The sequence below is a fragment of the Sphingomonas endophytica genome (assembly GCF_001476895.1).
Lineage (GTDB): Bacteria > Pseudomonadota > Alphaproteobacteria > Sphingomonadales > Sphingomonadaceae > Sphingomonas > Sphingomonas endophytica_A.
In genome coordinates this window covers 1-19024 of the sequence record NZ_LDTB01000025.1, presented here as the reverse complement: position 1 = coordinate 19024, position 19024 = coordinate 1, and the positions used below count along the sequence as shown (strand labels likewise).

The window sequence follows — 19024 nt, the reverse complement described above, 5'->3', positions numbered from 1 at the left end:
CCGATGATCGAGCGTCTGCCCGACTGGGAGCAGCGGCTGCACGACTATGTCGCGTCCCTGGAAGGCTCATCCTTTCGATGGGGCGAGCTGGACTGCGCGTTGTTCGCCGCCGGCGCCGTGCTGGCGCAGACCGGCGTCGATCTCGCCGCCGCCTATCGCGGCCGCTACACGACGGCGCGCGGCAGCGTCCGTGCGTTGCGGCGCCTCGGGGCAGGCACGCTGGAGGCGACGATCGCCGCGGCACTGCCAGCGGTCGCGCCGGCGTTCGCGAGGCGTGGGGACGTCGTCATGTCGGACGGCATCGCCGGCGTGTGCCTTGGCCCGCGCGCAATCTTCGTCGGAGAGGTCGACGGTACGCCCGGCTGGGTGACGGTCGAGCGCGCGAGCTGGGTCAACGCCTGGAGCGTCGGCTGATGGCGAAAGCACTGCGCCATGTCTACGGCCCGATCGGTGGCCTGATCATCGATGGCCCGAAGGGGCTGCTGCGCGGCACCCTCAATTTCGTGGCGGTCGCGGTCGGCGGTCCCGTGGTCGCGGCGATGCAGGTCGTGGCGGCGGGCGCGTCGCTGCTGGAGCCGAAACCGAAGGCGCCGGCGACGCTGGCGTCGTCAGGCGACCGTCTTACCGTATCGATCAATGTCCGCGAGCCGCGCAAGATCGTGCTGGGATCGACCGCGATGGCGACCGACCTGCGCGATCAGGAATGGTCGTCAGACCAGAAGTTTCTGCATCGCTTCATCGTCACCGCCTCGCACCGCGTCCAGGCCATTCGCGAGATCTGGTTTGACGACAAGCTGGTGTGGACCGCAGCCGGCGGCGTCCTGGGCGACATGGCGAAGTGGCTGCAGGTTGCAACGGTCTTGGAAGGTTCGCCGGCAAACGCGATCAACATCGGTCCGCGTATGGGATTATCCCGCCGCTACACCGGCTGCGCCTACGTCCACCTGCGTTACCAGATCGGGCGGAACGCGAAGAAGGTCGACAGCCCCTTCGCGCAGTCGATCCCGAGCCGCGTCACGATCATCGGCGACGGCGCGCCCGTGTACGATCCCCGCCGCGACAGCACGGTCCCCGGCGGGTCGGGGCCGCAGCGGGCGAATGACCAGTCGACCTGGGAATGGAATGAAAGCGCCGGGCGCAATCCCGCGCTGGCGATGCTGTTCTACCTGCTCGGATGGCGGATCAACGGGCGGCTGGCGGTCGGCAAGGGCCTGCCGCCCGCACGCATCAATCTAACCAGCTTTATCGACGCAGCGAACCTCTGCGATGAGCCGGTGGCCAAGGCCAGCGGCGGCACCGAGCCCCGCTACCGCTGCGACGGCGTGCTGAGCGAGGGTGATGCCACCGAAGCGGTGCTCGACAATCTGAAGTCGACGATGAACGCCGTCCTCGACGACGTCGACGGCCGGCTTCGCGTCACCGTGCTGCATAACGATCTGGCCGCGCCGATCGGCGAGCTGGGCACGGCCGATGTCCTGGGGGCCTTCACCTGGCAGCAGACGCTTCCGCTCGACGACAGCGTCAGCGTGATCCGCGGCAGCTTCGTCGATCCGTCGCCGGCATCGCTGTACCAGCAACCCGACTATCCCGAGGTGGCGATCGCCAGCCGCGACGGGATCGAGCGGTCGCAGACCGTCAATTATCCGCTCGTGCAATCCGCCAGCCAGGCTCAGCGGCTGTCGAAGCAGCGGCTGCAGCGGATGCTGTACGGCGGCACGTTCACCGCCACGTTCCAGAGCACCGCTTGGAAGTTCCAGAAGGGCGATGTGGTGCGGTTCAGCTTCGCGCCGCTGGGTTGGTATCAGAAGCTCTTCCGGATTGCCGACATGGCAACGCAGGTCGACGGTAAAGTGCCGATGATGCTGCGCGAGGAGAATGCAGCAATTTACGCCTGGGACGCCAGCGATGCCGCGCCGGTTACCGGCGTGGCTCCGACGTCCTACGATCCCATGCTCTGGCCGATCATCGCCGGGATCGCGGACGTAGATGCGCGGCTAGGCCTTGTCTTCAACGACAATGTGATCACCTCCGGCCGCGAGAAGCGCGATTTCGCGCGGGAGTGGCGCGGGTTGGAGGCGCAGTTCCTCGCGCTTGATGCGCGCTACCAGGTGCTGGGATCTCCGGCAGACCTGTACGGCGCGCGTACTGACGCGCACGACGGCTATCAGGCGCTTGCGGCGGTGCTGGCCGGGATGAACCCCGCGTGGGATGATACGACGCTGGATACGAACGTCGATGGCGCCGCGCTCAATCAGCGCTGGATCGCGACGCGCCAGCAGATCGAGGCGTTCGCGGCGGCGATTACCGGGCGGAAGGGCGAACGCGGGGCCGACGGCGCGTCGGCGTTCACGCTGGTCGACGTCGCCTGGACCAATTTCCCCAAGCCGAACGAGGTCTACAAGAATGGGGGCGGCGATGACTGGACCGGAAAGGCGCGCACCGGCGAGTTCTACAACGGGGCCGCCTCCGTTGCCGGGACCATGGATCCCGGCTGCTTCATCGGGCTGACCACCGATCCAACCGCCAACGCGTCTTACGACACCATCGACTATGGCCTGCACTATTCGAGCAACGGCTCCTATTACGCGGATCGCAACGGCATTCCGTTTTGGGAGGGCGCTGCTGGCGCAGGGCCGCGACGGGGCCAGGTAGTCAGCGACGGCAAGGTCGTCCGGTACATCATCGACGGTTACGGCACGGTCTGCTCGCACCCGGTAAATGCCCGCGACGAGCAGCTCTACGGCGTTTTCGCAGTCGCGCCGGTGGGCAACAGCATCCGGGGCATCACCTTTTCCGGGGGTGGTGCCGTTGGGTCGCCGGGGGCGAGCGCACCGCTGGTCCTGACGCAATGGTCGATCAACGGCGTCGATGGCTGGCACGACAATTATTTCGGGGCCGACGCATATTTCCGCCAATCGAACGACAACCGAGCGACGTGGGGACCGGCGGTTCGCGGCGTCGGCGAGAACGGCACGATCGGGGCCGATGGCAGCACCGAATCGATCATCTTCCTGCGTTCTGCGGTCGTACCGGCGACGCCGGCGCGGGACGGCGGTGATCCGCCCCCCGGCTGGTCTGACAGCCCCGGCAACGGCACCGACTTCATCTGGATGTCGAAGTCGACCTTCAAGGCCGGCGTCCAGCAGAAGGACTGGTCCGCCCCCCAGCGCGTCTCCGCGAAGGATGGTGAGAACGGCGCGGACGGCTTCACCGTAGAGGTGTCGGTCGCCTCGCTGTCGGTCAGCTGCGACTATCTGGGCCAGCCAAAGGACGGAGCACTGCCGATCCCGTTCACGGTCAAGGTTCTGCGCGGAACGACCGACGTCACGTCGTCGGTGTCGTTCGGCACTCAGTCCAGTTCGTCGGGTGTCACCGTCGGCACGATCGACGCCGCCGGCGGACGCTTCCAGCTGGAGGCGATCGGAGGCGACGGCGGCTTCGTGCTCATGTCGATGTCGATCGGAGGCGTGGCGTTGCCGAGCAAGCGCATCCCGATCATGAAGAACAGCGACCAGCCGCCGCCCAGCAACATCACGGGGGTATCGCGCTCTTTCGGCGCGCGGGTAGGCAGCACGGTGTATGAGGACGCCAACGCCAGTCCGGAGGCGGCGGTCCTGACCGCATCAGCCAGCGGCACGATCAAATTTGCCGCCAGCGGTTCCTATGCGGCGGCCACGAGCGGCAATCAGTATCGCTACATCGATATCGAGGGGAAGGTGCAGATCCGCTCCAGCGGTTCGTCGTCCTGGTCGGACGCGTCAGGTCCGGTCGCGGGGACGCGGGCCTCCTATTATCCCAATGACGGGCCGGACCCTGGTGACATCGTGATTGAAGGTCAGATCGGTGGCCTGACGAAGGATGCCAATTACGAGTTCCGCTTCATCGGTCGCGTCACCGCCGGCAGCACCACCGTGACCCGCATCTATGGCGGCATCATCAACGTGAGCGTCTGACATGCAGATGTGGACCATCACCAGTCTCGACGGATCGGCGGTCATCGCACCCGTCGTCATCACCGCCGACGAAAGCGTGTCGCCCAAGGCGGGCGGCTTTCCGTGGGACGCGGCCACCATGCGCGCGTGGCGACTGACGGCCCGCCCGCCGGAAGGGAGCGTGTTCGTGGCCGGAACGTGGGTCGCCGATCTGGCGGTGCTGCGCGCGGCGCGATGGAAGGCGGTGCGGGCAGCGCGGGAGCAGGCGCAGGAGGCAGGATGCGCTTCGCCGCTCGGCCGCGTGGACACGGATCCGGCGAGCCAGCTCAAGATTGCGGGAGCGGTCCAGATGGCCATGGTCGCCCAGGCGGCGGGACAGCCGTTCGCGATCGACTGGACGATGCAGGACAACGGCAACGTCATTCATGACGCGGTCCAGATGATCGCGATGGGGCTGGCTGTCGGCCAGCATATCGCCGCCTGTCATGAGGTCGCACTCACGCGCCGCGCGGCGATCGAGGCAGCGCAGGACGAGGCGGCGATCGCCGCTGTGGAGGTGGACGATGGCTGGCCCGCTTGAACGGCTGCGCGCGGTGGCGCGTCAGCTTCTCGTCTCGATCGACCAGTTCGCGCAGGTCGTGCTGGTCGGCGTCCTATATGTCGTCGGGCTGACCCGCGTCTGCCCCTCCGCCGATGAGACGATCAGCAGCTATGTCGGTCGCGGCCAAATGCGCGGCGCATGCTGGGCGCGCCCGGCTGCCGCGATCATCGACGCGCTGTTCGTGCTCCTGGGTGAAGCGCCGGGCCACTGTCGCCGCAACGTCGAAACTGCCTTCCTCTCGCTTCCCCCGACCCCGTAGCGCTGGCCGAGCGCGGAGATCCGATATGACCGACCTCATCCCACGACTTCGCGACTGGATCCCGCATGCGGTCACCGCGCTGGGTGTGGTCTACGCGAGTGGCCAATCGACCAGCCGGCAGCAGGAGACGGCGCGCCAAGTGGAGAAGCTCGAAGAACGCGCAGATCGCAATGATGAGCGCGCGGTCGAGTTCGTGCGTCTGGCCGAGCGTATCGACGGCAAGGTCGAACGCGTCGACGGCAAGCTGACCATGCTGATCGAGCGGACCACCGCCCACCCCTGATCGCGTCCCCAGCGCCGGCGGACTGTTCGCCGCCCTCCTGATCTGACCATACCGAAAGGAAAGCTGATGACGCTCCTCGACCGGGCGCGCGCCTTCGTGCGCGCCCGCTACAGCCACGCGGCTGCCACTCTGGCCGCGATCACCGGCGCGCTGATGGCGATCGACCCGGGCGCGTTGCAGGCCGGCTGGCTGACCATGCCCGGCGAGCTGCGCGCGCTGATCCCGGCGAAGATCGCATCGTGGATCTCGCTGGCGCTGCTCAGCGCGGTCTGGCTGTTCGGCGCCGTGCGGCGCGCGGTGATCCCGCCCCGGCTGGGCCTGATGAGCGCGGTTGCCGCGCGCATCGAGGTCGGCCCGCTGGCGATCGCGCTGATGCACCATTTCGAGCGCTGCGCGCTCGTCGCGTACCGCTGCCCGGCCGGGAAATGGACGATCGGCTGGGGGATGACCTACTATCCGGACGGCCGGAAGGTGAAGGCGGGCGACCGCATCACGCAGGCGGAGGCGGACGCGATGTTCGTCATCCTCCTGGAGCGCGACTTCGTGCCGGCGGTACGCAAGGCGATCGGCGCGGCCGCGACGACGCCGGCGCAGTTCGGCGCGATGGTGGCGCTGGCGTACAATATCGGCACCTTCAGGTTCGCCTGGTCGACGGTGGCGCGTCGTCACCGCGCCGGCGATGCCGTCGGTGCGTCGGCCGCATTCCTGCTCTGGAACAAGGTCAGGGGCGCGGTGTCGAGCGGGCTGATGCGCCGGCGGCGCGCCGAGGCGGCGCTGTACCTCGGCAATTTCGTCGAGCTGAAGGCGCTGACCTTCGGCAAGGTCGCCGCGTGACCGGCGTGCTGGCGCTGCTCGGTCGTGAGTGGAAGCTGGCGATCGCCGCGCTGTTCGCGGCCGGCTTCTTCTTCGTGCTGAGCCAGCGCGACGTCGCCCGCGCACGGGCGGACGTGTCGAGCCAAGCGCTGAAGGCCGAGCAGGCGGGGCGTTCGGCCGATCGCGAACGCGCCGATCGCCAGCGCGCCGATCAGGAACGCGGCTTCGCGCAGCAGCTCGCCGGCGCGACGTCGACCTTCGCCGACCGGCTGGCCGCGCGCGAGCCGATCATCGTCCACTCCCGCGACACGGTGAGAGAATATGCTGAGACTGCTGCTGGCCGCGTCGTGTGTCGCGGCGCTGACCGCGTGCGCGCCATCGATGCGCTCGATGCCGCCCTCGCCGGTGAGGATACCGCCGCCGCCCCGCGCGGCGCTGACGCCGTGCTCCCCGACTCCGCAGCACCGCCAGCCGGACGGTAGCGCGACGGCGGCCGACGACGACGCCACGATCCGCGACGGCCGGATCGACCTGAGCCGCTGCGACGACAAGCGTCGCCTGCTGCTCGACGCCTGGCCGCGCTGACCGGCCACCCATCTGCACGAGGAGACCAGAATGAAGAGGTTCACCCGCTGGGTGGGCGCGATCGCGCTCGCCCTGATCGCGCTGCCGGCGGCCGCGCAGATCGATCCCACGATCACCGGCCTGTCGGCCGCGTCGGCGCCGACCGGCGGCGAGCTGGTCGATGTGCGGCAGAACGGCCAGAAGAAGGCCGCGACCGTCGCGCAGCTCACCAATACGGTGCAGCAGCGGCTGAAGCGCGCGGCGGCGCGCGCGGCCGCGCTCAACCCCGAGGACGCGCCCGAGAATAGCGACGCCACGCTGACGATGGCGACCAGCGCCGATGCGTCGCTGACCCGCATCTATTCGGGCGTGGCGGGCGGCAACGCGCTGACGGCGATGACGCTGACCAGCGTGTCGCGCTTCAGCGGCGGACGCGTCACGCTCGACGCCACGAATCGCTTCGTCCTCCCCGTCGCGTCGGCCGCGCCCGCGACGAACGGCAACGTCGCGTCGCTGCTGCCGGCCACCCCGTCCTATCAAGCATGGGGCTGGGAGAACGAATTCGGGACCGAGGCGACGCGGGTGCAGATCCGCATGGCCGGTTTCACCAGCCACGCCGTCCGCGTGCTGGTCGACGGGCGCTACGTCAGCAAGACCCCGCTCGCCTTCGCCGCGAACAGCAGCGGCAATTACCTGACGATCGACTTCGGCGCGCGCAAACCGCGCTCGATCCGGATCGAGGGGATGCAGAACGACCAGATCGTGTCGGTCGCGGTCGCGCCGACGTCCTCGATCTGGCGGATGGCGGGGCCGCAGGACCGGATCACCGCCTTCGTCACCGGCGACAGCTATGCCGAGGGGACCGGCGCGACCTACCCGGGCCTGTACGCGTGGCCGAAAGCCACCGGTCGATATCTGGGCTGGTACGACACCCGTCAGGTGGCGGTCGGGCAAACCGGCTACCTGTCGACCGGGGGCGGGACGCGCTCGACGATCCGGCAGCAGGTCGCGAGCTGGTTCACGGTCAACTCGGACCTGACCGGCGCCGACGTCGACGTCGTCGTCATCGCCGGCGGCTACAACGACTATGTCTCCACGCCGGCGCTGGTCCAGCCCGAGGCGCTGCTGACCTTCCAGACGATCCGGGCGGCCTGTCCGAACGCGATCATCTTCGTGATGGGGTCGCATGCCGGCGCGCGCGGGCCCGACGCGCAGACGCTGGCGATCGATGGGGCCGTCCAGTCGGCGTTCGCGCAGTGGGCGGATCCGCGCAGCGTGTTCGTCCCCGTCGCCTCCGACGTGTCGCCCTGGACCTTCGGCACCGGTTATGTCGGCGCGACCAACGGGAGCGGCAACTCGGACGTGGCGATCGCGGCCGATGGCTCGCACCCCAGCGACCTGGGCCACATGATCTACACCCTGCGCCTGGTCACCGCGCTGCGCCTCGCGATCGGGCGGATGTAAATTCGGATTGCGCAACCGATCCAACAATTTGCAACCATGGTCATGACCACGACCGAACCGCATCCATGAGCGCGAATTTCCGCCTCGAAACGCTCATGGACCTTTCAGGGCGAGGTAACGCCGCCGTCGTCTGTCGATGCGGACACGCCGGGGTCATCGACGGGAAGAAGCTGTGGCGGTACTTCCTCGCCCACGCGTGGGACACCCGCCTGCACATGGCCGGCGATCACCTGCGCTGCACCAGGTGCCGCGCGCGGCAGCCGCGAATCCGCCTCACATCGCAGAAGCCGACGACCGACTTTGGCCCGCGCGACGATCGCGAGTGGAAGGAGCTGGTCCGTCGTCTGCGCGGCTAGGCAACGGCGTGCCGCGATGGCATAGCCGCAGCGCTGGTCCGATCGTAGCCGTGAGGTCCAGCCCGCGCGCGCGGAAATCAGGGTCACCGGTTCGCCGGGTGGCCCGCTAATACAAGACCCTTCGGGGGAATACGCGGGGCGTGGTTCCCTGGTTCTACGCGGCTAACCACCCGGTTCGGGCGGTTGGCCGCGTAGCAATCCTCAGACCGGAGGGGCCGCCAGCCGCTCGATCGTCGCCTTGTATGCCTCCCGCTTGTCGCGCTCCTTGGCAAGGTCGAACGCGTGCTGATAGGCGATCAACAGGTCGGCCACCTCGTCACGGGTGAGCGCACCCAGCTTGTACGCCAGATCGCGCGACACATCATATTTCCCGGTCAGAACGCCGTTGAACCCGGCACGATCGACGCCGATCCGGCGGGCCGTCTCCGCGACCGAGAGGCTGTATTCCGGCAGCAGCACCTCCTTGATGAAGGTGCCCGGATGCCGGTCGACGGGCGGCACCGCGCTCACGATCATCTCGGATGCCTTCGCAATCTTGTATTGGGCGTCGTCGCGCTTCGCCATCTGTCGCTTCTCCTCACTAGAAGATATAGAGCGACACTCTACACTTTGCAACGGAAATCGTAGAGTGAGTCTCTACAGCTTGGGGGGCTTCCGCCCCCCGCCGCGCCTTAGTGATAATCTTCGTAGTCGAGGACCGAGACGGTCTGCGCCGCCAGATCGACCATGAAGGTCAGGCGATAGTTGCGGGTCACCGTAAGGCTCCACTTGCCGGGCTGACCGGGGTTCAGTTCGTGGGCCTTCCACGAGGGCACCGCGAGCAGCTGGAGCGGGTTGGTCATGACCGTGATGGCGGTAATCATCTCCGCGATCTTGCGGGTTTCCAGCGCATCGAGTCCCTTCACCGACGTGCGATTGGGGTCCTCGACCAGAGCCTTGATCCGCTTGTCCCGAACCGAAACGATCTTCATTGCGTCCTCCGTTGCTGATGAGTGATACTCTACACTTCCGGGCCGCGCCGTCAACAGAAATGTAGAGTATCGCTCTACATTTCTCGCTTGCATGATGTAGAGTGGCGCTCTACATATTGGGCAGCGGAAACGGAGACGAACGATGATCCTGCTGAAGATCACCAGCCCTGACGGCAACACCACCACCGAGGAATTCACCCCCGCCGAGATGGTCAACTGGTTCACCACCGCGCAGCGGACCGAGCTGGAGACGACGGGCAGGCTGAAGATGAAGGCAGGGTACGGGACGCGCCTGATCGAAATGGTGCAGTGCCCGGCGCCGGTGCTGACCGACGCCGCCTCGCGGATCAACGGCGTCCACTACCTGATGGTCACCGAGCCGGGCGGCATCGAATATGTGATGCGCTACGGCGAGGCGGAGATGGCGGAAGTCTTCACCCCGGGGCAGCGCCGCCACCTGACGACCGGCAAGGGCGTGATGATCGGCCGCTGCCGCTTCGTCGACATGGTCATGGCCGCCCGGGCCATCGCCGCCTGACCTTCCGGCGGGGCCGCCACGGCCCCGCCTCCCGATCCTGTCCCCCAGGCAGGCCGCGCCGATCGCGCCGATCGGCATCCCCGCGCGCGTAGCCGAGCGCTCTTCCAGCAAGGACCGAGCATCGCATGACCGCGACCATCACCGCCAAGCCGCCCGCGCCCTATCTCGGCGGCAAGCGCAACCTGGCGCGCCGCCTCTGCGCGCTGATCGAGGCGACGCCGCACCGCGCCTACATCGAGCCCTTCATCGGCATGGGCGGTGTCTTCCTGCGCCGATCGACGCCAGCGCCGGTCGAGGTGATCAACGACTTCTCGGGCGACGTCGCGAATCTGTTTCGCGTCATCCGCCGCCACTATGAGCCGTTCGTCGACGAGCTGCGCTGGCTGATCGCCGGGCGCGAGGAATTCGAGCGGCAGCGCGCGCTCGACCCGCGCCTGCTGACCGATATCGAGCGTGCCGTGCGCTTCCTGTACCTCCAGCGCCTCGCCTTCGGCGGCAAGGTGGCGGGTCGGACGTTCGGCGTCCGGCGCGACCAGGACAGCCGCTTTCACCTCGCGCGGCTGCGCGCCGATCTGAAGGCGCTGCGCGATCGCCTCGCGTCGGTCACGATCGAGCACCTCGACTATGCCGACGTCATCCGCCGCTATGACGGCCCTCGCTCGCTGTTCTTCCTCGATCCGCCCTACCACCAGACCGAGGGGTACGGGATCGACTTCGGCGAGGCGCATTACACCGCGATGGCCGAGCAGTTGGCGGCGATCGGCGGGCAGTTCATCATGTCGATCAACGACACGCCGTTCATCCGATCGACCTTCGCGCGCTTCCGGATCGACGAGGTGCAGACCACCTGGACCGTGTCCTCGGCCGCTACCTCGCGCGCGATGAAGGTGACCGAGCTGATCGTCCGCAGCCCGGCACGCTAATCGCCGCTTAACCATCCGCTCCTACGCGCGTCGGCCCGCCCGTCGATCCTGACGGGTGCTCACCCCGCGCGCGTAGCCGACGTGCACCGCGATCGCCCTTGGCGATCCTGTGGAGCGGATTTCCTTGTGGACCTACGTACCGAATACTCCCCCGAACCCGACGACTTCCGGGGCATCTCTCTCTGCGCCGGATATGGAGGCCTCGACCTCGGCCTGCACATCGCCGAACCCAGTTATCGGACTGTGGCTTTCGTCGAAAGGGACAGCCACGCAGCGGCCACTCTCGTGGCCCGGATGGCGGACGCGGCCCTGGGTCAGGCTCCTGTCTGGGACGACCTGCGAACCTTCGACGCGCGACCGTTCCGCGGCCGAATTCATATCGTCTCTGCCGGTTATCCCTGCCAGCCCTTCAGCTACGCCGGTCGGCGAGGTGGCGACGCGGATCCGCGTCATCTCTGGCCCGACGTCGCCCGCATCGTCGGCGAGGCCCGGCCCGAGTGGGTCTGGTGCGAAAACGTCGAAGGTCACCTGTCGCTGGGATGTGCCGACGTCGCCGGCGACCTTCGCCGACTGGGCTATCGCACAAAAGCGGGCCTGTTCACGGCGCGAGAAGTCGGCGCTCGTCATCGCCGGCGACGGCTCTTCCTCCTGGCCCACGCCGACGGCGTCGGACGCGGGGTACATGCCGGACCTGATCATCGAGAACGGCACGGCGCGGGTGGTGAAGCCGATCGACGTCGCGCGCGAGAGCGGTGGGCAGTTCTCGATGTCCAACGCGACGAGGACCTGGACCGCCTTGTGGCTGACGCTGCGCGGGATGGGGTGGAGAGCGGTGGCGGCGACGTCCCCCTGTTTGCCCCCGGCCCGGGTGAGCTTCACGCTTGGCAAAGGCTCCTTGATGAGCACCCTGATACCCAACCCGCGATTTTACGAGCTGGCGATGGGTTGGCCGATCGGATGGAGCGCACCCGGGGCGCCGGTAACGGCGTATGCAGCCTGGCTGCGGCGTGCGCGTGGGCAGTTCTCAAGACTGCTCACCGACTGGACGCCTGACGACGAGGGGCGGATTTGATGGGGCATCGGCCGGGGTAGCGCCCCCCGCCGGGCCGTATCCAAACGCGCGGATTTGCGCGTCTTCGGTGACGAGCGAGGCGGAGCATTCCTCCGCCTCAATCGATGCCTTTTCCGCCCGAAGACACGAACGGACGACTCAACTGCCGATAAAAAATTCGGGGATATGGATCAGATTCGGAGCAAGTGGCGGCATCGGCTCACCCGCGATTAAAGGACCTTGGGGGACAAGGTGCAGCCAAAAACAATCTCGCATCTCGTGCAGTTCACCTCGTATTGGGTCACGGTAGTTTGCTCTCGCCACAATGAGTATTTGCTTGCGCCCGGCGATATAATCGAGAATATCGGCTAAGCCGATCGGACCTGCCGTCCCGATGACTGATCGATTATGAACAACCGACCGCCCCCTATCAATCGGTAAATATTTCAGAGATAGAAGTGCTTCCGCAATGTCCGGTGATGACGTTGACGGCAAAACCCGATGGGAGACCATGACGCCGGTCTTCTCAGCTGGTGTTTGTCCGTAATTGTGGAATTTTAGCTTCCCGATATAGGCTCGCTCGTTGGGCATGCCGTCGGGTACTTGATACCAGCTCGTGTCGCCCACGAAGAGATATGGCCTTAGCCTCAGGTAAGCTTCATCACCTGCCTGCCTAATCCTTGTTTCGGCGGCATCTGCATTACGTCTAGCGATTAGCAACGCTTCACTAGTTTCTGCTGAAGCGGCGATGGCTTGCCGAGTGGCGCGCGCGCTCTCTTTCATTGCAAGACGATTTGCCGTCTTTGCGATCTTGAGCGACCTTCGAGTCTGCCATAGCGTGGCGACTAGGCCGACGAATCCCAGAAGACTGAACAGCGCGCCCCACTGGGCTACCTGCGTGGCCCGGCGAGCCTCCGTAACCGCGTTCTCACCTGCTACCGCCGAACGCCACTGAGCGCACAGTGCTGAAGTCTCGGCACTGCGATCTTGGTAGCAACCTCTGTCCCGAAAATCCCGTCTCACCGGCGCAATCTTCTGGTCGAAATGTTCGACGAAGACGGCGGCTTTGGCCTGCGAGCAGCCGAACGTCATGCAATGAAACATGACCACGCCCGCCCAAAGATGCAGGGGCGATCTCGCCAGCGATATCGATGCTTGCTTACCTATTCTCATCCCGGGTTCTCACGTCTGGCCGCTTCAGGAATTCGTTATGCTTAGTAACGCTGCCGTCAAGGCGGCGCGCACGCGCGCGTCCCTGTACAAGATCTATGACGAGCGCGGCCTGCACCTCGTCATCACCCGCGTCGGCTGCAAATCCTTCCGCTTGAAGTTCAGGTGGGAGGGGCGCGAGCAGTCGCTGACGCTCGGCCAGTGGCCGGAGCTGTCGCTCGATGCCGCGCGACTTCGCGCGGAGGCAGCGCGTGCGATGATCGCGCGCGGGGTCGATCCGCGCACCGCGCCCATGACCATGACCTTCGAGCGCGCGGCCCGGCAGTGGCATGCGGGGCGGCGCTCAGGATGGACCGAGGTGCACGCGGCCGACGTGATGGCCAGCCTCGAGCGGCACGTCTTCCCCGCGATCGGCGCCGACGAGCTGGACGATATCGACGCGCCGGCCGTCCTGCGCGTGATCCGTGCAATCGAGGCGCCGGACGCCAGCGACAGGCCCGGCGCGATCGCCACGGCGAAGCGCGTGCGCCAACGGATTTCCGACGTCTTCGCCCTGGCGGTAAGCGAGGGGTGGGCGAAGGCGGACCCGGCCGCGATCGTCGGGCGCGCGCTCGCGCCGGCGCCGGCGGTGCGGCACCACCGCGCGCTGCGAACGATCGACGACGCGCACGCGCTGCTGGCCGCGGCCGAGCGCGCGACCGGCGGCGCGGCGACCAAGCTGGCGTCGCGCTTTCTCGCGCTCACCACGGTGCGCCTGGCGGCGGTGCGCGGCGCGCGATGGTGCGAGATCGAGGATCTCGATGGCGCCGCGCCGCTCTGGCGCGTGCCGGCGGCGCGGATGAAGCTGAAGGTCGCGAAGAAGGCCGATGCGGCGAACGACCATCTCGTCCCGCTCGCCCCGGCCGCGGTTGCGGTGTTGCGCGCTGCGCGGGCGGAGCTGGGCGGCGACAATGCAGATTTGCACGATCCCGACGCGCTGATCTTCCCCGGCCGCGATCGTCGATCGCCGATCGCGGAGGGCGCGATCGGGGCGCTGTACGACCGCGCCGGCTTTGGCGATCGTCACGTTCCGCACGGTTGGCGCGCCACCTTCTCGACGGTGATGAACGAGCGCCGCCCGGAGGCGCGCCAGACCATCGACCGGACGCTCGGTCACGCGCTGAAGGACGAGGACGGCAAGGTCGCCAAGGTCGAAGGCGCGTACAACCGATCGGAGCTGGTCGACGCGCGCCGGGCGATCCTCGACGAGTGGGCGGCGATCCTCACCGCCTGACCGTGCCGCGAGCGATCCGGCCGGAGGCGGTTGGCCCGGTTCGTGCTCTCGCCCCCCAGGCAGCCTCGGGGCGGCGCAAGCCGCCACGCTCGACCGCCGGGCCTTGGCGATCGATGGAAAGGGGTGGAGCCTCTCGGCCACAAGGGGGGCGAACATGCGCACGCCGAAGGCGTTCCGCTCGACCTATTCAGACTGACTCCGGTAGCGGTTCAGGCTCATTCTATGACTCGCACTCTGCGAGATCGACGGCCTTGCCGAGGCGGGCCAGTGCCTTCAGCAGCGGGCTGTCGCCCATCGCGCGCACGCGCTCGCTGCTGCTGAGGCTGGCCAGCATGACCTGCTGGTCTTCGGCGCGATCCTGCTGCTGCTGGAGGACGTCGACCGGGACCGGCGCCGGCCGCAACCAACGCGGCAGCAGTGACATGATCGCGTCCGGCACCAACGGGCGGTAGGCGTTCGACGTCTGCTCCCAGCGCGGCCCGCCGTCTTTTGTAGGTCGTCGTCGGAAGCGACGCTGACGGACAAGGAAGCCTGCCTTCTCCAGCGCGTTCAACGCCCGCGAGATGGTGTCCCGGCCGAGCGCCGTCGCCTCTGCCAGCCAGTCGTAGGACGGATATACGCGCCCGCGATTGAGCCGGGCCAAGGTCAGCAGTTCCTCGTAGACCCGTACCGTCGCGGCGGTGATCGCGGCAATCGTGCGTTCGCGGGCCGACAGGCCGCGCCCGGCCTTGCGCGCCTCGCGCTTCAGCCGGCGGCCGGCATCAAGCGCATGCCGCGCCAGGCGCAATAGGCGATCGGTCTCGCCCTTGGCTGGCACCAGGAAGAAGTCGTCCTCGAAAGAGCCCTCCTCAAGGCTGTTACGGCGCACGGGCGCGCCGGTGCGGTGCGTTGATCCGGAGCGCGCCCGCCTGGGGCGAAAGGATCCGGCAATGGAATTGGTCGCGCTGGCGGCAGCAGCGGCGAGGGTAAGCGACATCGTGTCGGCTCCCGGATGCGGAGTCGATTGGGTGCAGGAAAGCGCCGGCCAAACGTGCTGCTCGGCCGCGCGCTTTCGAGGACGGTCGCGCCGTGAAGGCGCGGATGTCGGTGGTTCGGGCCGCTAATCCCGGGTCCGGTGCATCTCCGGTGTTGGCCGGAGCGCGGGACGGATTTCCGAGGCTTTTACGGGTGGAGGGGATGCCTCCGAGATGCGCCTAATCCGCAGAAAACCGGGCTAAGTACATCCTTCGTAATGCGGGGGTCACAGGTTCGAGTCCTGTAAGCGGCACCACCCCTTTCACAAGCTAGACGGCGGCGGCCAAGGCGAACGCGCTTTGGCGTGGGTGCGTCGTGGGTTCCTTGTGGGAACAGCTTTGGCTTGATCGCGATGAGCCGAGTACCGTCGAGCTACTGACGCTGTTCATGCTTGTATCGGCCTTGATGGGGCTCGACCGGATGAAAGCGGCTTACGCTTATGCCATCGAGAATGACTACCGTTTCTACTCCTACGGAGGTGCAAGCCTGCTTCTGCCGTAAACGTAGGACGGTTGTCGCGCAGCAGGGCCTCGCGATTTAGGGTGCCTCGCTTGGGTAGGTGATGGGAGCGTCGTTGACACCCCGTGAATGGGCCACCAACATCGTGGCTCATAACCGGAGGGCTCAGTGGACTATAACCTCGAGACGTTAGGCGACGAGCGCTTCCAGAAGCTTTGCCAGTCCTTGCTCGTGTCCAGCTTTCCAAACGTGCAATGTTTGCCTGTCGGGCAGCCAGATGGCGGCCGGGACGCATTCCTTAGGGAGAAGAAGGGCTTTTTAGTATTTCAAGTCAAGTATTCGAGGGATCCGTCGTCGAAAAGCGAGAGGCTGGCTATTGAGGATGTGATAAAATCTGAGAAGGCAAAAGTCGATCGCCTGATTGGTCTTGGAGCAAAAGCCTTTTACCTGCTGACAAACGTTTCCGGCACGGCTCACCTTGATGCCGGATCTGTCGATATCATAAATGCACGCCTTACCGAAGCTTTCGGGATTCCCAGTCACTGCTGGTGGAGGGATGACATAGAGCGTCGCATTGAAGGAGCAAACGGACTAATCTGGCGGTATCCGGAAATATTTCGCGGCTCAGATTTTCTTGAGATGCTAGCCGGAAATCGGGCCTTACCTCTCGCGCGAACCAAGGCGTCAACGTTCAGGGCCTGTGTGGCGCACCAATATACGAAGGACTCCGAAGTTCGGTTTCAGCAGGTACAGATCCAAAATAGCCTGCTTGATTTATTTACCGACACCCCTCTTGGAATTGCCCGTGAAAAGATCCCCGCGCCGGAAGTGTGTAATGTTGGTGACAAATTAATAAGCAGACTCTCCGCATCAATGCAGCACTATCGGTACGGCATTGAGGCTGGTGATGAAAGTTTGGCTGCAAACTGGCTGCTAGCGGCGGCACCAATGTCCGGTGTTCAAAGGATCGTCTTAGAGGGCGCTCCGGGCCAAGGAAAATCAACTGTCACTCAGTACATCGCGCAACTTCATCGGATGCGTGCTCTGCGGCGGCAGTCAGATATAGAAAAGGTTCTATCCAAGCATCTGGATAATGTCGTTCGTATTCCCTTGCGTGTCGATCTTCGGGATTATGCAACATGGTTGAACGGGAAGGATCCATTTGCCGCCGAGAAGGATGTTGCTCGACCGGTGAGTGGCATAGACACCCTGGAATCCTTTTTGAGTCATCAAGTATTTAGATTGTCGGGTGGCCGTGAATTTACAGTTGATGATCTAACTGCCACGCTCACGGATAGCCATTGTCTCTTATTTCTAGATGGTTTTGACGAAGTTGCCGATAAGCTGACTAGGCAAAACCTAATAGAGCAGATTAGGGATGCTAGTGATAGGCTGGAGAATGACTGCATTTCGATGCAAGTCATAGTCACAAGCAGACCTGCTGCCTTTATCCTTTCGCCGGGTTTCCCAGAGCGTGAGTGGTTGCATCTTTCGCTGCTCCCGATGAGGATGCCGCAAATTTCCGAGTACACAGATAAGTGGATTAAGGCGCGGAATTTTCCCTTAATCGAGGGGCGAGAATTCAAAGAGCTTTTGACCGACCGTGTGTCTCGCTCGCACATTCGAAGCCTTGCTCAGAACCCAATGCAATTGGCCATTCTGCTGTCCCTGATAAGCACAAAAGGTCGTTCGCTCCCTGACAAGCGAACGGCGCTATATGACAGCTATATGGATCTCTTTTTTGGTCGAGAGGCAGAGAAGGACGAGACAGTTCGTGAGAATAGAGATGTTCTCATGCAAATACACCAGTATGTCGCATGGACTCTTCAGCTAGATGCCGAAAAGCCGGGTGGTTCTGGCTCAATTAGCCAGAGCGATTTAGAGGCTTTGGTGCGGAATTTTCTTGTCGAAAGAGAACATGAGGGTGATGTTTTAAAGCTGTTCACTGGCGCAGTGGAGCGAGTAGGTGCGCTCGTCTCCCGCGTTCAAGGAATGCTTGAATTTGAGGTGCAGCCGCTACGTGAATATTTCACCGGACGGTTCCTCTATGAAACTGCGCCGTACTCCCCGCCTGGGGCGGAGAAAGGGGGTACGCGACCGCAACGATTCGACGCCATAGCAAGGCGGCCGTATTGGCTGAATGTTACAAGGTTCTACGCTGGTTGCTATAACTCAGGTGAGCTATCCTCACTGGTTGCTGGCCTTAGGTACCTCGCTGAAGGCGCTGATTTGGCGACAAAAAGTCATGTGCTGCAGTTGGCAACGTTATTTGTAAACGACTGGGTTTTTTCTCAAGAGCCGCGGACAGTTCGTGACGTTGTATCCTTCTTAACGGAAGGGGAAAATTTAAAGCTAGTCGTATCTAGTAGGAGCTCTTGGGATGAAGACAGGCTAACGTTTCCTGAAAAGGCTGGTCGTAGGGAGTTTGCTAACTCTGTCACGCGGGCCTTTGAAGAGACAGATGATCGCGCCTATCAAAGTCGCTTAGGCTTTGTACTTCGTCGTAACGCGACCTACAGAGATCGTTGGACGATATGGGAGCATTCGCGTCAGGCCGGTATGGACGGTCTTTTCGAAGCGTCCGCGCTTGGCCTTTTTCACGATGGCGGACCGGCTGAGCTTGCCCAGCTATTTGACCTATACGGCGACCGTGCCCGCATCGTTGCTATCGCTTCGGGACAATGGGAAGATCTATCTCAGCAGGATAGGGTGCATGCGCTAAAGGCATACGCTGGAACGGGTTTGTCTGTCGAAGGGCTTGCGCGTGACGGGAGGGCATCAATCACGGACGGTGATCTCTACCGTGCCTATGCGATGCTCGATCCCAATATGTATCGGTATCTAAATTACGAAAAGTCCTCTGCATTCACCTTTGAAGAGGTGATCAGTCGCTATAACGTTGCCATCAACCGACTGCATCACGACAATCTTTCAGAGTCGAGTGAGCCGGGCCTGCATGATATACTTTCGGCAGCGAGTCGCAGTTCTCGGCTTGAGGTTCCGCAGTGGCGTAGTTCGTTAGAACCGTGGTCTGACTTTGTAGAGAGTCTTCGAAGGACCTGGGGCGATAGGCCACGTATGATCTGCATTGCCGCGGTCGGAGCCGGCATCAAGTCGAAAGAGGTACGAGCCGCTGGGTTCGATGACGTTCTAGACGTAAATCAGCCGTTAGTTGAGCGGGCTCGGCACGCTAGGCTTCGTCCAAGTGTGTCATGGTGGCGAGACGCTTTAAGTAGGTCGAGTACAACTGATGAGAAAGTCTGGGTTTTAACTTTGCTTCTCTCATGGGCACCAGGCGGCGTAATTCGATCGCTCCGGAAGGGTGTGGAGCGGGTGACGTGACCCCCGTTTCT

General features: G+C 64.6%; 18 protein-coding genes and 1 pseudogene. 15 read left to right on the top strand and 4 right to left on the bottom strand.

Translation table 11 applies throughout. From position 1 onward, the window contains the following. Positions 1-3: 3 nt before the first annotated feature. The 9 genes from NS334_RS18605 (at position 4) to NS334_RS08390 (ending at position 8272) form a co-directional block, all read left to right on the top strand. Positions 4-414: a DUF6950 family protein gene (locus NS334_RS18605; RefSeq protein ID WP_193753035.1), complete on the top strand. Its 411-nt coding sequence runs from the start codon at positions 4-6 to the stop codon at positions 412-414. After that, positions 414-3953 carry a phage tail protein gene (locus tag NS334_RS08425; protein WP_058755530.1) on the top strand — a complete coding sequence of 1180 codons (3540 nt, stop codon included), beginning with the start codon at positions 414-416 and terminating at the stop codon, positions 3951-3953. The genes NS334_RS18605 and NS334_RS08425 overlap by 1 nt, the downstream gene beginning before the upstream one ends. Position 3954: 1 nt before the next feature. Next, a complete protein-coding gene (locus NS334_RS08420) occupies positions 3955-4512 on the top strand; it encodes a DUF4376 domain-containing protein (RefSeq protein WP_058755529.1) in 558 nt (185 codons plus the stop codon). Continuing rightward, a complete protein-coding gene (locus NS334_RS08415) occupies positions 4496-4792 on the top strand; it encodes a hypothetical protein (protein WP_058755528.1) in 297 nt (98 codons plus the stop codon). The genes NS334_RS08420 and NS334_RS08415 overlap by 17 nt, the downstream gene beginning before the upstream one ends. A gap of 25 nt (positions 4793-4817) precedes the next feature. Further along, a complete protein-coding gene (locus tag NS334_RS08410; RefSeq protein ID WP_058755527.1) occupies positions 4818-5075 on the top strand; it encodes a hypothetical protein in 258 nt (85 codons plus the stop codon). A 66-nt stretch (positions 5076-5141) separates the two neighbouring features. Further along, on the top strand, positions 5142-5909 hold the full coding sequence (locus tag NS334_RS08405) for a lysozyme (RefSeq protein WP_058755526.1): 768 nt from the start codon (positions 5142-5144) through the stop codon (positions 5907-5909). Further along, positions 5906-6370, top strand: coding sequence for a hypothetical protein (locus NS334_RS08400; protein WP_058755525.1), 465 nt, complete (start codon positions 5906-5908; stop codon positions 6368-6370). Before NS334_RS08405 ends, NS334_RS08400 begins: the two co-directional genes overlap by 4 nt. Positions 6371-6503: 133 nt before the next feature. Beyond that, positions 6504-7916 carry an SGNH/GDSL hydrolase family protein gene (locus tag NS334_RS08395; protein ID WP_083500344.1) on the top strand — a complete coding sequence of 471 codons (1413 nt, stop codon included), beginning with the start codon at positions 6504-6506 and terminating at the stop codon, positions 7914-7916. 65 nt (positions 7917-7981) lie between these two features. Next, on the top strand, positions 7982-8272 hold the full coding sequence (locus tag NS334_RS08390) for a hypothetical protein (protein ID WP_058755523.1): 291 nt from the start codon (positions 7982-7984) through the stop codon (positions 8270-8272). 201 nt (positions 8273-8473) lie between these two features. Here NS334_RS08390 and NS334_RS08385 read toward each other — a convergent pair whose 3' ends face one another. Next, on the bottom strand, positions 8474-8836 hold the full coding sequence (locus NS334_RS08385) for a helix-turn-helix transcriptional regulator (protein ID WP_058755522.1): 363 nt from the start codon (positions 8834-8836) through the stop codon (positions 8474-8476). Positions 8837-8943: 107 nt separating this feature from the next. Then, entirely contained in the window at positions 8944-9243 is a 300-nt protein-coding gene (locus NS334_RS08380; RefSeq protein ID WP_058755521.1) for a type II toxin-antitoxin system RelE/ParE family toxin, read from the bottom strand. 142 nt (positions 9244-9385) lie between these two features. Between NS334_RS08380 and NS334_RS08375 the strand changes: the two genes are divergently transcribed. The 3 genes from NS334_RS08375 to NS334_RS19420 all read left to right on the top strand — a co-directional run bounded on the left by NS334_RS08375 (position 9386) and on the right by NS334_RS19420 (position 11757). After that, on the top strand, positions 9386-9781 hold the full coding sequence (locus tag NS334_RS08375) for a hypothetical protein (protein ID WP_058755520.1): 396 nt from the start codon (positions 9386-9388) through the stop codon (positions 9779-9781). Between the two features lie 125 nt (positions 9782-9906). Continuing rightward, positions 9907-10704 carry a DNA adenine methylase gene (locus tag NS334_RS08370; RefSeq protein WP_058755519.1) on the top strand — a complete coding sequence of 266 codons (798 nt, stop codon included), beginning with the start codon at positions 9907-9909 and terminating at the stop codon, positions 10702-10704. A gap of 81 nt (positions 10705-10785) precedes the next feature. Then, entirely contained in the window at positions 10786-11757 is a 972-nt protein-coding gene (locus tag NS334_RS19420; protein ID WP_428835045.1) for a DNA cytosine methyltransferase, read from the top strand. A 157-nt stretch (positions 11758-11914) separates the two neighbouring features. Here NS334_RS19420 and NS334_RS18160 read toward each other — a convergent pair whose 3' ends face one another. Next, positions 11915-12865, bottom strand: coding sequence for a hypothetical protein (locus NS334_RS18160; RefSeq protein WP_153002645.1), 951 nt, complete (start codon positions 12863-12865; stop codon positions 11915-11917). A gap of 100 nt (positions 12866-12965) precedes the next feature. On the opposite strand from NS334_RS18160, the gene NS334_RS08360 reads away from it, so the two are divergent. Beyond that, positions 12966-14198 (top strand): tyrosine-type recombinase/integrase, encoded by a 1233-nt coding sequence (locus NS334_RS08360; RefSeq protein WP_058755517.1) that lies wholly within the window; start codon positions 12966-12968, stop codon positions 14196-14198. A 220-nt stretch (positions 14199-14418) separates the two neighbouring features. Here the strand turns inward: NS334_RS08360 and NS334_RS08355 are convergent, their stop codons facing one another. Next, positions 14419-15174: a helix-turn-helix domain-containing protein gene (locus NS334_RS08355; RefSeq protein ID WP_083500341.1), complete on the bottom strand. Its 756-nt coding sequence runs from the start codon at positions 15172-15174 to the stop codon at positions 14419-14421. A gap of 416 nt (positions 15175-15590) precedes the next feature. On the opposite strand from NS334_RS08355, the pseudogene NS334_RS17665 reads away from it, so the two are divergent. Both NS334_RS17665 and NS334_RS18155 read left to right on the top strand, forming a co-directional pair. Beyond that, positions 15591-15713: pseudogene (locus NS334_RS17665) on the top strand (S-adenosylmethionine:tRNA ribosyltransferase-isomerase); the annotation flags it as partial. Between the two features lie 126 nt (positions 15714-15839). Continuing rightward, a complete protein-coding gene (locus NS334_RS18155; protein ID WP_153002644.1) occupies positions 15840-19013 on the top strand; it encodes an NACHT domain-containing protein in 3174 nt (1057 codons plus the stop codon). Positions 19014-19024 lie beyond the last annotated feature (11 nt).

Coding starts and splice junctions, on each gene's coding strand:
- NS334_RS18605 (WP_193753035.1), top strand. CDS start 4: ATGATCGAGCGTCTGCCCGACTGGGAGCAGCGGCTGCACGACTATGTC.
- NS334_RS08425 (WP_058755530.1), top strand. CDS start 414: ATGGCGAAAGCACTGCGCCATGTCTACGGCCCGATCGGTGGCCTGATC.
- NS334_RS08420 (WP_058755529.1), top strand. CDS start 3,955: ATGCAGATGTGGACCATCACCAGTCTCGACGGATCGGCGGTCATCGCA.
- NS334_RS08415 (WP_058755528.1), top strand. CDS start 4,496: ATGGCTGGCCCGCTTGAACGGCTGCGCGCGGTGGCGCGTCAGCTTCTC.
- NS334_RS08410 (WP_058755527.1), top strand. CDS start 4,818: ATGACCGACCTCATCCCACGACTTCGCGACTGGATCCCGCATGCGGTC.
- NS334_RS08405 (WP_058755526.1), top strand. CDS start 5,142: ATGACGCTCCTCGACCGGGCGCGCGCCTTCGTGCGCGCCCGCTACAGC.
- NS334_RS08395 (WP_083500344.1), top strand. CDS start 6,504: ATGAAGAGGTTCACCCGCTGGGTGGGCGCGATCGCGCTCGCCCTGATC.
- NS334_RS08390 (WP_058755523.1), top strand. CDS start 7,982: ATGAGCGCGAATTTCCGCCTCGAAACGCTCATGGACCTTTCAGGGCGA.
- NS334_RS08385 (WP_058755522.1), bottom strand. CDS start 8,836: ATGGCGAAGCGCGACGACGCCCAATACAAGATTGCGAAGGCATCCGAG.
- NS334_RS08380 (WP_058755521.1), bottom strand. CDS start 9,243: ATGAAGATCGTTTCGGTTCGGGACAAGCGGATCAAGGCTCTGGTCGAG.
- NS334_RS08375 (WP_058755520.1), top strand. CDS start 9,386: ATGATCCTGCTGAAGATCACCAGCCCTGACGGCAACACCACCACCGAG.
- NS334_RS08370 (WP_058755519.1), top strand. CDS start 9,907: ATGACCGCGACCATCACCGCCAAGCCGCCCGCGCCCTATCTCGGCGGC.
- NS334_RS08360 (WP_058755517.1), top strand. CDS start 12,966: ATGCTTAGTAACGCTGCCGTCAAGGCGGCGCGCACGCGCGCGTCCCTG.
- NS334_RS08355 (WP_083500341.1), bottom strand. CDS start 15,174: ATGTCGCTTACCCTCGCCGCTGCTGCCGCCAGCGCGACCAATTCCATT.